The organism is Blautia sp. MSK17_66 (assembly GCF_020538025.1).
Taxonomy (GTDB): Bacteria; Bacillota; Clostridia; order Lachnospirales; family Lachnospiraceae; genus Blautia_A.
The window spans coordinates 68,088-82,179 of record NZ_JAJBNQ010000013.1; the positions used below are offsets into that span (position 1 = coordinate 68,088).

General features: G+C 44.2%; 10 protein-coding genes. 8 read left to right on the forward strand and 2 right to left on the reverse strand.

The annotated features are described in order from the left end of the window. The first annotated feature begins 71 nt into the window (after positions 1 to 71). The 4 genes from LIR34_RS08525 (at position 72) to LIR34_RS08540 (ending at position 5,068) form a co-directional block, all read left to right on the forward strand. On the forward strand, positions 72 to 845 hold the full coding sequence (locus LIR34_RS08525; RefSeq protein ID WP_173901817.1) for an arginase family protein: 774 nt from the start codon (positions 72 to 74) through the stop codon (positions 843 to 845). Further along, positions 842 to 1,609 carry a prolipoprotein diacylglyceryl transferase gene (locus LIR34_RS08530; protein WP_173901818.1) on the forward strand — a complete coding sequence of 256 codons (768 nt, stop codon included), beginning with the start codon at positions 842 to 844 and terminating at the stop codon, positions 1,607 to 1,609. Before LIR34_RS08525 ends, LIR34_RS08530 begins: the two co-directional genes overlap by 4 nt. 126 nt (positions 1,610 to 1,735) lie before the next feature. After that, complete coding sequence (locus tag LIR34_RS08535) at positions 1,736 to 3,442, forward strand: S8 family peptidase (RefSeq protein ID WP_173901819.1); 1,707 nt, start codon at positions 1,736 to 1,738, stop codon at positions 3,440 to 3,442. A 228-nt stretch (positions 3,443 to 3,670) separates the two neighbouring features. After that, a complete protein-coding gene (locus LIR34_RS08540; RefSeq protein WP_173901820.1) occupies positions 3,671 to 5,068 on the forward strand; it encodes a uracil-xanthine permease family protein in 1,398 nt (465 codons plus the stop codon). 262 nt (positions 5,069 to 5,330) lie between these two features. On the opposite strand, the gene LIR34_RS08545 is transcribed toward LIR34_RS08540, so the two are convergent. Then, positions 5,331 to 6,563, reverse strand: a complete 1,233-nt coding sequence (locus tag LIR34_RS08545; protein WP_173901821.1) for a 6-phosphofructokinase — start codon at positions 6,561 to 6,563, stop codon at positions 5,331 to 5,333. A 458-nt stretch (positions 6,564 to 7,021) separates the two neighbouring features. Between LIR34_RS08545 and LIR34_RS08550 the strand changes: the two genes are divergently transcribed. The 4 genes from LIR34_RS08550 to LIR34_RS08565 all read left to right on the forward strand — a co-directional run bounded on the left by LIR34_RS08550 (position 7,022) and on the right by LIR34_RS08565 (position 12,290). Next, positions 7,022 to 7,957: a LysR family transcriptional regulator gene (locus LIR34_RS08550; protein WP_173901822.1), complete on the forward strand. Its 936-nt coding sequence runs from the start codon at positions 7,022 to 7,024 to the stop codon at positions 7,955 to 7,957. A gap of 157 nt (positions 7,958 to 8,114) precedes the next feature. Beyond that, positions 8,115 to 9,410 (forward strand): SLC13 family permease, encoded by a 1,296-nt coding sequence (locus LIR34_RS08555; protein ID WP_173901823.1) that lies wholly within the window; start codon positions 8,115 to 8,117, stop codon positions 9,408 to 9,410. 18 nt (positions 9,411 to 9,428) lie between these two features. Next, positions 9,429 to 10,325 (forward strand): serine hydrolase domain-containing protein, encoded by an 897-nt coding sequence (locus tag LIR34_RS08560; protein ID WP_173901824.1) that lies wholly within the window; start codon positions 9,429 to 9,431, stop codon positions 10,323 to 10,325. A 48-nt stretch (positions 10,326 to 10,373) separates the two neighbouring features. Then, complete coding sequence (locus LIR34_RS08565; protein ID WP_173901825.1) at positions 10,374 to 12,290, forward strand: alpha/beta hydrolase; 1,917 nt, start codon at positions 10,374 to 10,376, stop codon at positions 12,288 to 12,290. 385 nt (positions 12,291 to 12,675) lie between these two features. On the opposite strand, the gene fliB is transcribed toward LIR34_RS08565, so the two are convergent. Further along, on the reverse strand, positions 12,676 to 13,824 hold the full coding sequence (gene fliB, locus LIR34_RS08570) for a flagellin lysine-N-methylase (RefSeq protein ID WP_173901826.1): 1,149 nt from the start codon (positions 13,822 to 13,824) through the stop codon (positions 12,676 to 12,678). Positions 13,825 to 14,092: the final 268 nt, after the last annotated feature.

The window sequence follows — 14,092 nt, forward strand, 5'->3', positions numbered from 1 at the left end:
TTCTTCTATATAAAAAGGAAATTCCTTCATATAAAGTTGCGGGATATTTCTCTTCGTGGTAAGATGGCTCTATGACAAAAAAAGAAGACATTATCATCATGAACTTTTCGGGAATTTACAGACAGCAGCAATTCTGGCGGACCGGAGAAATACAGAGACAAAACATCTCCTGGGTGGAGGTACAGGAGCTTACGGGAAGCAACTGCTACTGCGATGAAGAGGCAGCGAAGGTTCTGAAAGAAAAACTGAAAAAATTTTCAGCAGAGGGAATGCATTTCATTGATTCCGGGAACTATCACTATATGAGCCGTATCTGGCTGGAGAAACTGGAGATCCCATTCCGGCTGGTTGTATTTGACAATCATACGGATATGCAGCTGCCGGCCTTTGGAGGACTGCTCTCCTGCGGAGGATGGATCGCAGCGTCCCTTGAGGAGCTTCCTCTTCTTGAGGAGGTGATCCTGATCGGACCGGATCAGGAGGCCTTTGACCAGACGGAGCCAGTCTTTCGACAGAAGGTACAGTATTTATCCAGAGAGAAACTGCGCATAATGACTCCAGAAGAAAAGAGAGCATTTTTTGAGAAGATGGAAATGGATTGTCCGATGTACATCTCGGTTGACAAGGACGTTCTCTGTAAGGATGATGCTTCGACCACCTGGAGCCAGGGAGATATGACACTGGAAGAACTGTGTCAGTTTGTGGAAATCCTTCTGGATAAACAGCAGATTCTGGGAATGGATGTCTGTGGAGAATGTGATCCGGATGCCTGCGACGGGAATGCTTTGAATGACCGGGCAAACCAGGAACTTCTGAGAATATGGAAGGGAGACAAAAGCCTGTGAAAAACGAACTCTTTACAATCGGACCGCTCACCGTATACGGATATGGTGCCATGATCGCACTTGGTGTGATCGCAGCCTGGATCGTGACCGAATGCAGGGCCAGGAAGCTCCGCCTCAGCAGTGACCATGTATTTGCCCTTGTCCTCTGGGGACTTCTGGGAGGAATTGTCTGTGCAAAGCTTCTTTACTGGATCACAGAATGGGATTCTGTGATGAAGGATCCGGGATTTCTTCTGGACACTCTGACAGACGGATTTGTAGTTTACGGAGGAATTATCGGAGGAATTCTGGCAGGCTGGATCTACTGTCGGGCAAAAAAGATCAATTTCTGGGCATATTTCGACCTTGTAATGCCCTCCGTTGCACTGGCACAGGGGTTTGGGCGGATTGGCTGTCTGCTTGCAGGCTGCTGTTATGGAAAAGAGACGGACAGTATTCTGGCAATCACATTCCACGAATCGGAGTTTGCACCAAACAATGTGCCGCTGATCCCGACTGAAATTTATTCCAGCCTTTTGGACTTTGTACATTTCGGAGTACTTCTGTTTATTGCCGGAAGAAAGAAGAAGGATGGTCAGGTGGCTGCCTGTTATCTCCTCTTTTACAGCATTGGAAGATTTATTCTGGAGTTTTTCCGGGGAGATCTGATCCGAGGAAGCGTTGGAGTACTGTCAACTTCTCAGTTTATCAGCCTGTTTATCGGTGTAGCAGGAATCCTGATTCTAATCCTCAGAAGCAGAGAAAATCCAGGCAGACATTCCTGAATGGAATAAAAGCTTCCGATGTTATAAGGCTGTGGATGGAGTGAACAGTAAGAAGTTCCCGGAAACAGACATAAACATCATGGCAGGTACATACCTTCTACAAAAGAAGGATGGAGGAGTCTGGCCATGCAGATAGCAGAAGAAGCCGTGGCACCGGCACAGAGCCAGAAGTATCAGAATTTTATCATCCGTTATAATCAGAATGTTCATGGAGATTTTGATTATCGGTCGGACGAAAACTTTCAGATTGTCAACGATCTGTTTGGAATTCTCTATGTTGCGGAGCAAGATGTTCCAGAATTGGGATTTAACAGTTATTCGTATTCTTCGATACCGAAATGTTACACATACATGGATTCCGAGGCTCTGAGCACCTCAGGTGTGCTTAAGCTTCATGATCATCCATATCTTAATTTAAAAGGAGCCGGAACGCTGGTAGCAGTCATTGATTCGGGGATCGACTACCGACATCCGGCTTTTCGTAATGGAAATCAGAGTAAGATTGTGAGTATCTGGGACCAGTCTCTGCCGGGGAAACGCTCAGGCCAGATTCCCTATGGAAGGGAATTTACAAGAAATCAGATCAATGAGGCACTTTCTGCTTCAGATCCACTTGCAATCGTTCCATCCACAGATCAGAACGGACATGGAACAGAGCTTGCCGCCACAGCCGCAGGAAACCGTATGCCGGAGGAAAATTTTTCCGGGACAGCACCAGAAGCGGAGCTTGTAATCGTCAAACTGAAGCCGGCCAAAAAATATCTGCGGGATTTTTATCTTCTTTCCGACGATGCAGAGGTTTTTCAGGAGGATGACATCATGTTGGCAATCTCCTACGTACTGCAGTGTGCAGTAAAACGTAAGATGCCCCTTTCCATTTGTATCGGGCTTGGAAGCAGCATGGGAGCACACAGAGGAGATGGTCCTTTAAGTGAATTTATCAACAGCACAGCAAGCTTCAGCCAGAATTCCATCTCTATCGCAGCCGGAAATGAAGGAACCGCAAGACATCATTATTTGAGTGGAACCGCAGGACCGACAAAAACAGATGCGGTAGAACTGAAGGTAGGAGAACGGGAGAGTGTTCGAGGGTTTTCTATGGAATTCTGGGGCGATTCTCCTAATTTCTATAACATTACCATTCAGTCACCGACCGGCGAGAAACTTCCTGTCAGCAGTGCTTTGAAATACGGGACACAGGAACTGTCCTTTGTGTTTGTAGAAACAAAAATCCTGGTCAACTACATACCTATCGAGCGGCGGACAGGAAAAACGCTGGTGTTTTTTCGATTCCTGCACCCGGCTCCCGGAATATGGAAGCTGTTTGTGGAGGAACGAATGGAGGATAATACATGGTTTCATCTCTGGCTGCCGGTCAGAGGCATGATCTCTGATGAAACGTATTTCCTGGAATCCTCTCCGGAATTTACGATCACTTCCCCGGGAGATGCGAAAGACGGCATGACTGTCACTGCTTATCAGCATCAGGACAACAGCCTTTATATTCAGGCGGGACGGGGCTATAATACAGAAAATGTAGTAAAACCGGATTTTGCAGCACCGGGAGTTGGAATCCTGACGGCGTCCATCGGAGCAGGACGGCCCTTCGCCGAAGCAACCGGAACCAGTCTGGCAGCGGCACAGAGTGCAGGGATTGCGGCACTCTTGTTTGAATGGGCCCTGATTCGTGGAAACGAGCCATATTTTACCGGAAACAGCGTCAAGAATTATCTGAGCCGCGGAGCAGTCCGGGACGGAGAAATGCAGTATCCTAATCCTGCGTGGGGATATGGAAGAGTGGATCTGTATCATACGTTTGAACTTTTGACGTGAGAAATACAGATTTTATCATGAAAAGTATCCAAATTTTTTGCTGTCTATACAAAAAAATTGGATATTTTAATTGTGTTTTCAAAAATTTTTTGTTATAATATATACGCATTGACGATTATTCGGAGCGGTCAGGACGGATAATCTCAAAAAACATACGATTCCGGCACATTGGAAGAAAGAGGGCAGACGAAGAGGAAAGGGTGGCCGGAATAGAAACAGGAGGAAAAAATGAAACGAGGTAGTATTTTTGAACTGAGTGGTGTTCCAAAGTTCCAGGAAGCTATTCCGCTTGCTCTGCAGCATGTTGTTGCCATGATCGTTGGCTGTGTTACTCCGGCGATCATCGTAGCCGGTGCTGTAGGCGGTGGCGGTCTGAGCGACAAAGACCGTGTTATTCTGATCCAGGCATCGCTGGTGATCTCTGCACTGTCAACACTGATCCAGCTGTTTCCGATTGGCAAGAAGGGTGGATTCACACTTGGATCCGGACTTCCGATGATCATGGGTGTCAGCTTTGCCTACGTTCCAAGTATGCAGGCGATCGCAGAAGGCTATGGAATCTCGACAATCCTTGGTGCACAGATTGTTGGTGGTATTGTAGCCTTTATCATGGGTATACTGGTCCGTAAGATCAGAGTGTTCTTCCCGCCGCTGATCACTGGTACGGTTGTATTTACCATCGGACTGTCCCTGTATCCGACAGCGATCAACTATATGGCTGGCGGCACAAGCAACCCGAATTATGGCTCCTGGCAGAACTGGCTGGTGGCATTCTTCACTCTGGCAGTTGTAACTACATTGAACCATTTTGGTAAGGGAATCCTGAAGCTGGCTTCCATCCTGGTTGGTATTATTGCCGGTTATCTGGTATCCATTCCGTTTGGTATGGTAAACCTCACAAGCGTAGGCCAGGCAAAAGTATTCCAGCTTCCGCAGTTCATGCATTTTGGAATTCACTTTGAAATCTCTGCCTGTGTTGCGATCGGACTTCTGTTTGCGATCAACTCTGTACAGGCGATCGGAGATTACTCTGCAACAACAATCGGAGCAATGGACCGCGTGCCGGAAGACAGAGAACTTCAGAACGGTATCATGGCCTATGGTGTCAGCAACGTGATCGGTGCTCTGTTTGGCGGACTTCCGACAGCAACCTACAGCCAGAACGTTGGTATCGTTACAACAACAAAGGTTATTAACCGCTGTGTACTCGGTCTTGCAGCAGTCATCCTCGGCGTTGCAGGAATCGTACCGAAATTCTCTGCACTTCTGACAACCATCCCTCAGTGTGTTCTCGGCGGTGCAACGGTATCTGTATTTGCCTCCATTGCCATGACAGGTATGAAACTGGTAGCTTCTGCAGAAATGGATTACAGAAACTCATCCATCGTAGGTCTTGCAGCAGCAATCGGTGTCGGCGTTTCCCAGGCGTCAGCAGCACTGGCAAGCTTCCCGGATTGGGTAACAACCATTTTTGGTAAATCTCCGGTAGTTCTGGCAACACTGATCGCAGTAGTCCTGAACATCATTCTTCCGAAGAGCCGCGTAGAACAGAAGGAAGAAGAGAAACTCAAAGAAGAAGTAAAAGAAAAGATCAAACAGGATCATGAGGAGTTTGATCAGGAATAAGAAAAGAAAATCCCCCTCCCATCGCGGAATACATCTCCGTGGTGGGAAGGGGATTCTTTTATTACTTTATAGGAAATTACTCCGTAATGTTCCAATAAAGTAATAAACGCTCCGCGAGGATGCGACCAGATGCATGTGGAAGATGTCTGCTAAAGCAGACTGCATCTGGCGCGCAAAGCGTAACAAGTCCCTCAAAGATTGAGGAATTTAGGGAGTTTGAAGCGGACTTGTCCGCTTTGTTATTATAGTAAAAATAACGGATTTATTTGCGGTATACAAATGCCGGAAGTCCATCCTCTCCAAGAGGAACCTCAATATTTCCCTGGATCAGCGGACGGGCATAGCGGATAAAGTCCTCTGTGACATCGTGACCGTCAGGGGTGATCCATTCTGCAGGAACAACCTTTTCCTGATTACAGATCTCATTGACATCCTCAAGACCACAAACCATCTGATAAGTACCGTTCTCATCTGTCTGGCGGATGAAAGAAACCATCTTGCCGGTTTCTCCGTTCAGAGCAGCATTCACACCAAACTTACCGGTAGCAATTGCCTCCTGCTGATCGGCAGCAGAGATCATTGCAGCAGAGCAGCGCTGGCTGACATTCAGTTCAACAGAACGAGCCTTGACACCAAGACGGCTGCGTACAAGATTCTCGAGATACTTACCGCAGCCTGCAAGCATCTTGTGACCGAAGGAGTCCGTTCCTACAGAACTGTCATATTCACAGATGAAAGTTCCTTTAGAATCGTGGATTCCCTCAGAAACACAGACGATGAGGTTGCAGTTCGTCTCGAAAGCCTTTTCCAGATCCTTAAGAAAAGCATCCTGATCAAAGTCTGTTTCCGGAAGATAGATAAAAAGAGGATTATCCCCCTGATATTTACGCGCGAGGGCACTGGCAGCAGTGAGCCATCCTGCATGACGTCCCATGATCTCGATGATCGTTACAGATTTTTTCTCATAAACATTGGCATCCAGAGTAATCTCACGGACAGTAGATGCAACATATCTGGCAGCACTTCCGAAACCAGGGGTGTGATCTGTATGGATCAGGTCGTTGTCAATCGTCTTCGGTTCACCGATGACACGGATAGAACTGCCGACTTTGGCTGCATAGCGGGAAAGCTTGCTTACAGTATCCATAGAGTCATTTCCGCCGATATAGAAAAACCAGCCGATGTTCATTTCCTCAAACTTGCGGAAAAGTTCCGGATAGACCGGATCCTCAAGAGATTCCGGCAGCTTATAACGACAGGAACCAAGATATGCACCTGGAGTATGCTTAAGGTAAGAGAGCTTTTCGCCTGGAAGAGCTTCCTCAAAATCAAGGATACGTCCAGCCAGAAAACCCTCAATTCCATTTACCATACCATAAACATGTCCGATTTCGTCAGAATGAGCAAGTCCCTCAGAGACAACCCCGTAAAGACTGCTGTTGATCACGGCAGTAGGACCACCTGACTGTCCGACGATAAGATTTTTCTTTGCCATTTGTAATACCTCCGTTTGGGTTGATGATGAAATCATTTTAACATATGAAATGGGGATTGACAAATGAATGTTTTGAGGATGAAAAAAGAAACAATCCAGTCTATACCCTGAAAAAGGTGATGGAGGAATTAGATTTTTCTGGCTGACACGCGGACAAAAACCAAGACGTGATGCTTTTTATGATTTTAAGGGGGTGCTTTATCGACTTTTCAGTGTATAGTAGTTAGATACCGCCGAAGTCAACAATACAAGTGGAATTCCTGACAGCAGTCTGGTTATTGTCCGCATAAAGCATTGTAAATATTCACAAAGATTTAAATTGAATATAGGCAAAGTATATAAATCTTTCTTTCATTAAAAACAGATATAACAAAAGTTTATAAAGTAGATAACAAAATTTAATAATTGTGGTATACTGAGAACTGGATGGATTAGGAAACCAGATAGGAGAATATGTTATGACATTCAAAGAATTGGAGTATATTTGGGCTATAGCGGACGAAAAGAATATTACTAAAGCAGCAAAAAAATTGAATATTTCTCAACCAGCCATAAGTCGTTGCCTTTTAAAATTGGAAAAAGAATTGGAAATATCTCTTTTTGAAAAAATTGAAGGGAATTATGTCCCTACATCGGCAGGAAATCTTTATTTGCAATTTGCTAAAGATGTTTTGGCAAGAAAAGTACAATTTGATTCGGATTTTCGGGAACTACTTCAATATCGTCAAGGAAGGCTTCGGTTTGGAATTACACCTGGCAGGAGTAAGTCCCTGACACCGGATGTGTTGCCTAAGATAAGAAAACACTTCCCGGATATAAAAATCGAAATTTATGAAGAAACAGTCCGTGACCTGGAAGAGGGGTTGCGTATGGGGAAGATAGATGTCGCTTATTTTACCGTCAGTGATCAAATGGAAGCAAACCACGCAGGATTGCATTATGATTTTCTTGGTAAAGAAGAAATTGTGATGACAGTGAAGAAGGGAACACCTCTGAATGAAAAGCCACAATATAAAATTGGGTTTTTATACCCATGGATAGATATTTCTCAATTTAAAGGGTATCCGTTTATCCTTTTAAAGAAAAATATGCGTTTAGGCCAGATTGCAACTAACATCCTCAAAGAAAACAAACTGACTCCGGAAACGATAGAAATCGCAAGTGTTGAAACTGCCCAGGAACTTGCTGCTAATGGATATGGAATATGCCTTTGTTCCAGTCTGGGCGTGAGGGAATATAAAGAAAGACTGGATATCTATTCTTTTGGGAAACAGCCGGTAAACTGGCAATTTGTAGCAGCATATCGCATAGGGAGCTTTATGATTGAGCCATTACGGTATTTAACTGAATGTTATAAAAAAGCAGAAAAATCGTTGCAAAATCGTGACATATAAATAACTGGTTTTCAGTCTGCAATAGTTACAGATTGATCATAACAAAACATTATAATAAATATTAGTTTATGTTATTTGCTAAAATAGAGAATAAGAATATATAATGCATCCATAAAGTTTGCGCGGCTTTATGGATGTTTTCATGTTGGGGGAAAAGATGAATATTGCAGGAATTATGGGATTTGCCATCATGGTCGTCATGTCGGTATGTTTACTCAATACAAAATGGCCGCCTGGGATTATATTCATAGCGGTGCCCGTTATAGCAGGAGTGCTTGCAGGGGCTTCAGCGGCGGAAATTGCGGTGTATGTGTGGATGGGCATGAAGGCTGTGTTGCCGCTTGCAATTATGTTTAGTTGTGCGGTCATATTCTTTGGGCTTTTGAATGAAACAGGTATGTTCATCTATACTGCCATAAAAATGAAAGAACGGGTAAAAGATAATAAAGCCGGCATTTTTTTTATGACAGTTTTTATATCCGTCATTGCACACCTAAGCGGTTCGGGCATGGTTTCATATTTGATTGTTATTACTGCATGCAGAACATTATATGAACAGAAAGGAATCCCTTTAGCCAAACTTATGTGTCTGAGTTCTTTAACGTTTGGTGTGGTAAATATGGTTCCCTGGGCAGGACCATGCGGGCGTGTGGCAAGTGCTTTACAGTTATATGCGGCAGAAATATGGCGAAAGTGTATTCCCTCACAATTATTTGGAATATGTCTGGTTCTTTTGGTTGGATACATTCTTTCAAAGAAGGGAGACGAAGCAAAAAATGCAGAATCGGAAAAAGAGGTTTTGAAGAAAAAAGCTTTAGAAGAAAAGCATATGATTCCTGTGAAGCCGGATCATTTTATGTTTTACGTTTCATGCATGGCGATTTCAATTGTAATTTTAGCAGTAACACATATTCCTCCGTTTGCAGTTTTCATGGTAGGATCGGGAGTTCTTATGACAGTCGATTTTAAGGGGAAAAGGAAGGAGCTCCTCCTAAAATATTTATATCAGGCCAGGACGATGACATTTACAGTTCTTGCATCCGGTTTTCTTGTCGGTATTGTTACGTACAGTCCAATGCTGGGTGGGATGACAGAAATGATATCATGTTTACTACCACAAAGTTTAGAGACATATCCCCATATCTTGTTGGGAATTGCCAGTAATCCTATCAGCTGGGTTTTAAGCGGAGAAGCAGAAATTTTTGGCCTGTTGCCAATTGCTGCAAAACTGGCTGCAGCGAGAGGGATTGCTCCGGAGATTACGGGGGTTGCATTTTTGATTCCTTATAGTGCGGTTGTTTTTGTGCTTCCAGCAACAATTTCCGTTCATCTGGGGCTGTCTATGTGCAATATGAGTTTTAAGGAGCATGCAAAAGAAACATATAGATGGTCTGTGCTTTGCAGCATTGGGATGCTGGCATTTGCGGTATTGACCGGTGTAATTCCATTATAAAAGAAAGGAGAGGTGTGTATGGTAGAGAAAGTTTTGACGGCCAGTTTTGAAACATTGAGGGGGCTGTCAGTAAATGGAATACAGATTTTGCAGAGAGGGCAGGAGCTTGGGGGATACATGGATGGCACAGGCGGACGGCAGAATCAGTATTCAATCACAAAAAGTATTACGTCAGCAGCGGTTGGTATTGCGATTTCTGACGGGTTGTTTTCTCTGGATGACCCTGTGTGTATGCTTTTGGAGGAAATGAGAGTCTCAGATAAAACATATTGGCATAATGTAAATGTGCGGCATCTTCTGACTATGACAATAGGACTCGAAAAACCACTTTTAATGGGTGACAGCAGAAAACAGTTGAGGGAAAAAGACTGGGTTTCTTATATACTGGAGCAGAAAATCGTACATAAACCGGGAACAAAGTTTCAATACAACAATGCCGGGCCGTATTTGCTGGGAGTTTTGATCCAAAGACTTTCAGGAATGGATTTGGCGGACTATTTGCAGGTACATATGTTTGACGCTCTGGGGATTGAGCGGCCGCAGGTAGAACGTTGTCCTGGAGGATATATGTTCGGAGCGGGAGGCTTGTGCCTAAATGTAAAAGAATTAGGCAGATTTGGCCAGCTTTATCTGCAAAAGGGTGTATGGAATGGAAAGCAGCTGTTAAGTAAGGACTGGGTTATGCAATCTACTGCAAAACAAGTGGATTGCGGAGAAAAAAACAGTTGGGTTGATGGTTATGGTTATCTGTTCTGGCATCTAAAAGGAAATATATTTATGGCGAGCGGAAAATATGGTCAATACTGTATTGTAATTCCAGACAAGGAAGCTGTGATCAGTGTCAATTCTGAGAACAGGAAGGAAGAAATGAAAATATTAGAATATTTGATGGATACTGTTATCCGGGTGTTATAGGATGAGATCTATGTGCAGGAAAACAGAAAATCAGAAAGGAAAATCAAAATGGAGAAAAAAGACAGGAAAAAATATGCGGTTCTTACAGTTATTTCTATTTGTCTATGTTTGATCGGGGGATTGCTTGCAAATCTGGCACAAACAGATATGGGAAATGTTACAAAGAAAACGATTCTATTTGAAAGCGCATCCGGACATACAATCAGTGCGGATTTGCTGATTCCGGACAGTGCGGATAAGGAATCTCCGGCTCCGGCGATTATATGGGCGCATGGCGGTAACGTGAATAAGGAGAGAAGTGATAATTTTCAGATTGAATGGGCGAGAAGAGGATATGTAGTCGCATCATTTGATTTATATGGTCATGGCGAATCAGAAGTTCTGAATGATACGGAATGGTATGATAATGGGCGCGGATTGTATGATACTGTGCAGTACATGACGACAATTCCGTATGTTGATAAGGATCGGATTGCGGTAGCAGGACACTCCAGGGGCGGAAATACCATACATGAATCCATTCTTTTGGACAATGAACTGGAAACGCCAGTTATAAAAGCTGTTTTGTATGTAGGTAGGGATGCGGTTTACCGTGATAATGAAACGGCTTCTTTCGGATATTTTCCTGGGAAAACAAATACGGCACAGGCGGCTGAAAAAGGCGGAAACGGTGAATATTTCAATTTTTATGGAAGCAGAGATGTTGGGATCATTGCCGATAAATATGATGATTTTTCTTTTAAAGAAAAAGATGAGGAAACCGGGAGTATGAAACCTAATCCTGAGTATTTACAATCAAACAATGCCAGGTCATTTTTAAATTTTGGCATCACGCCAGATGAAAGCACACCTGACGGGGTGGAAGGAAAGTGGTATGAGCAGGAGATAGACGGGAAGGTGGCGAAGAGGGTGATTTATATGCCGTTTTCCAATCATGGTGGCGCTGTTTTTGTATCGGCAGCCTGCACAGATGCCATAGAGTTCATGACTACTGTTTTTGGTACTGAAAGCACATTGACGGCAGGTGCGCATATTTATCCGTTAAAAACAGCAGGAAATTTAATGGGGTTTGTAGGATTTTTCATGTTCCTTGCCTGCATGGCAATCCTGCTTGTGCAGTACGAACCGTTTTCGGGTGCCAGCGCAGGTGAAAACGCAGTCATGCGTCAGGCGGGCGACCGGAAAGAGGGAAAGCTGTGGCTTGGAGGCTGTCTGCTGGCAAATACTGTATTTCCTTTAATCAGCGCTCTTATATTGTTCCACTTTAAAGTAGACAAAGTGGTGAATGGTTTCTTTACGCAGGGCATGCCATTATTTTATGGAGTTTGGGGTACTGTGAATGCCCTGTTTGTAATTTTAACGACAGTAGTCTGGTATCAATGTTATGCCAAAAAGAATGGAATCGATCTGGATTCGATTGATTTAAAGACTTCTGCAGCTCATCTGGGAAAAACAGTGGCGACAGCCCTGACAGTGACGGGCCTTGCTTTAACATTATTGTTTGTTGTAAAGTTTTTCTTTAATACGGATTTTCGCATCCTGTACTGGGCAGTACGTCCGTTTAATGCCAGACGTCTGCTGGAAGCATTGAAGCTTCTGCCGTTGTTCATGGTGGCATATGTAACGGCTTCTGTATTTATTAATTGTCTGAATTTTAATACGTCATTTGGCAAGACTGAGAAGAAAAATATTGTGGTTTTATCATTGCTGAATATTTTGTCTCCATTCATCTTAGCAGCGTTGGGGTATGGATATTTTCTTGTTACAGGAGTAAATAGCTTTTATGGAACAAATAACCAGATTTCAGACTGGATGGTGCCGCCATTACTATTGTTGTTTATCACGCCGTTTATTACAAGGGTAATCTACAGGAAAACAAAAAATCCGTACCTTGGAGGAATCATTAATGCAGTAATTGTTACGATTATGACATGTGTAAATGCACAGATTGTATTTCCGACATAGAAATCTGGCTTTGCACCGGAGCCATTCCGGTATGACAGACAGGGCTGGATGTCAGAATTTTCTACAGTACATCTAAAAACAGAAAAGGAAACCAATACATACATTTTGGCGGGAGTGCTGCGTTTCACGATGAATGTGGATTGCAGTGCACCCGCTTTTTCTGGTTATGAATGATAAAATACCGCCTCTTTAGAGCATGAGGCTTTCTCAAAGTACAGCAGAGACGGATTCTGATGCTGGCGGCCATTGTCCGGAGAATCTACGGGCTGTTTCTGCAGGGCAGGAGCCCTTATTCCAATGACAAGTACCGCAGAGTAGTATGGCGGTGCGGCGCTGGCGTGAAAGTCATGTACCGGACTAATCCGGGAGAGTTCTTCCTGCTGCCTCAGAGCAGCAGCAGGTTCTCGAATCGGAAGGTTTCATCTTCATCCATCAGTTTTTCCATTTCGTTAAGGTTGAGGTCGGAGTGCTCCAGTTCCCGTGAGAAGCGGTAACAGATGGATACGAGGTCGTCAAATGTAAAGCGGTGGTCATTTGCAAGGTAAGTACCCACGGCGAGGTCGTGGATCATGGAGGTGCAGATGACTGCCATCTTTATTTTGGCAGAGATCTGGCCATCGTAGACGGCACCGCAGAAGTAGGTGTAGATCCAGTAAACGAGCAGCTGCTCTTCCTGGATTTCCCAGTCCGGGTAAGCATTCAGAAATTCCTGACAGCATTCGGAGAGTTTCGTTTCGGTATCGCAGGTCTTGTAAAGCACTTTGAGGATATTATCCAGGTATTCATGCCATCCTGCGCGCAGAACCTCCATCTTAGGAATGACAGTTTTCCAGATCTGTTTGTGACAGAAAACGGAATCTGTCCCGGAGGCGGTCCATTTCTTAAGCTTTGCAAGAAAGGCTTCTCCGATGCCGGATTTCTGATGGCGTCTGCGGATATCTTCCCACTGATACAATTCGTTTTTGTCGAGACTCAGCTGGAAATCATGGGCACAGGCGAGGAGTTTTTTGCGGTGCAGTTCCATGGGGATGGTTCTGTCCTGTACGATGGAGAGAAGGTAATCTCTGGTGTCCATCAGGGCAGTAAAAAGCAGATAGTCAAAATCCTCATAAGTTTCTTCGGGAGAGGATTTCTCTATGGTACGGAAGGTTGTCCTGCCTTTTCGGGAGAGAAAAATCCTGGCGGCCTCTGGACAGGACAGGGAGAGGGAGTATTCGCGGAGTCCCTCAAATTCCTCAATGTGTCTTGGGTATTTTCGGCAGGTGTCACAGAGCATCTCCGGTCCGGCTTCGCTGTAAATGTCACAGAGATTGTCTTCATTTAAGAAAGCACAGCGTCTGTCATACTGGCGGAAGGACTGTTCCTCCCAGTCGATGTCGTTGTGGAGACGGTTGCGGAAAGGCCCCTTGAAGCGGCGGTATTTCCTGAGGCTTTTGTCGTCTATCATGATCTGCCATCCTGCACAGCAGGTATCCGGACAGGCATCTGCAATGCAGGAGAATTCTTTATAAAAAGCAGGGAAAGTGATCTGCATGGTTTTCCTCCTTGTAGGTGAAGTTATAATTGTTCAGAAAGCCTTTTTTATGGGCTTTTAAAGTGGTTCCACTGTATTTCCGGAACATAAGGATTATAGCATCCTGCTCTGTAATCTACAAGAAAAAGTATGGGAGATTTCGAAAGCTGGGACAGTGCCGAGAATATGAAATAACCATAAATTATATGCCCGTTCCATTGACGGAAAATGTGTCCTGTGCTAAGATTTTACAGAACAGGGAGGTTATTAACAGTTAAATATAAATTAT